The organism is Vibrio sp. 10N.286.49.C3, assembly GCF_041469545.1.
GTDB classification, from domain to species: domain Bacteria; phylum Pseudomonadota; class Gammaproteobacteria; order Enterobacterales; family Vibrionaceae; genus Vibrio; species Vibrio tasmaniensis_A.
Genome location: NZ_JBFRKT010000076.1, coordinates 1 through 1,261 on the forward strand (window position 1 = coordinate 1; position 1,261 = coordinate 1,261).

Annotated in this window: 1 pseudogene; it reads right to left on the reverse strand. The window is 45.4% G+C overall.

The window, feature by feature from the left end:
* Nucleotides 1-56 precede the first annotated feature (56 nt).
* Nucleotides 57-974: pseudogene (locus AB4180_RS21810) on the reverse strand (ISNCY family transposase); the annotation flags it as partial.
* Nucleotides 975-1,261: the final 287 nt, after the last annotated feature.

Consider the following 1,261-nt stretch of genomic DNA (forward strand, 5'->3'; position numbering starts at 1 on the left):
GTCAGCGACTTTGAGAGCTTTCGAGTTTCTTGCCAACTGAAGATATCATCAAGTTATTGCTTGGATTCTCGAACCGGACGATGCATGTTTTTTGGGTATTGAGCGGGCTTAGCAAAGCGGTGGTTAAAGTCGGCGACGAAGTAGGGAAGCCAGACGTTGGCTTGCTCGATGGTGTTGATGCCTTGTAAGCGCATCTCTTTAACCAGCCGGTCTTGCAACGTGAGGTTGGCTCGCTCAACGCGGCCTTTGGCTTGGGAGCTGTTGGCACAGATGAGTTCTATCGCCAGTTCTTTCAACACGCGCCCGTATTGAGTTTGGCCAACTTGTTTGTGTTTCTCCTGATTCACTCGAAAAATCGAGTGCTTGTCGCTGTAAAATGCGATGGGTTTACCGTGCGCGTCGAGGTATTCGCGCGTCGCCAACATGTAGTCAAACGCGGATTCCGTTTCGCTGAATCTTAGGTTCATCAAGCGGCCAGTCGCATCGTCAATGAACACCAATAGGCAGCATTTGTCGCTGCGGCCTTCAAACCAGTCATGATGGGAGCCGTCAATTTGGATAAGTTCACCCAAGCAATCACGACGGTAACGAGGCTGATAGACTCGAGGTTTGCGTTGTGAATGTGGAAGCCACAGTCCGTCGGCGATCATCCATTGACGGAGTGTTTCTTTAGAGACGGATAGATTGTGCCGTTCAGTCAGTTTTTCCAGAGCGAACGTTGGTGAGAAGTCAGAGTAATGCTCACGGATAAGTTTCAGTATTTCAATTCTGAAATGTTCTGAGTAGCGTCGATTACTTGGGCGTCCACGCGCTGCGTGTGTAAGACTTTGAGCGCCAAGAGAGACAAGTTTGTTTACCAAACGTCGGATATGACGGGCAGACAGATTCAAAATGATAGCAGCGTCAACTTGGCGTAGTCGTTTTTCACGTACGTCAGTAAGCACCTTGAATCGATGAATATCTTTTTCACTCATAGTAATAAGCATCTGGATAACTCCTAAGCAGACCAATATAGGTAAGATTAGGAGGACATTTTAAAATGGGTCAAACCGGACATTACTAAATTGCTCTAACAGATTCAGTGCGTATTATGTACGTTATGTTAAATTGAGTTCGGTATTTATAAGGCAGGTATCTTTGTTTGATGCCCTGCCTTTATTTCGTATCTATACTCTCTGAATTCTACTGTGTATTTAACCATAGTGGCTATTTACCATAAAATACCTAATAACCAGTGATAATTGTAGGCGCAAAGTTGTAA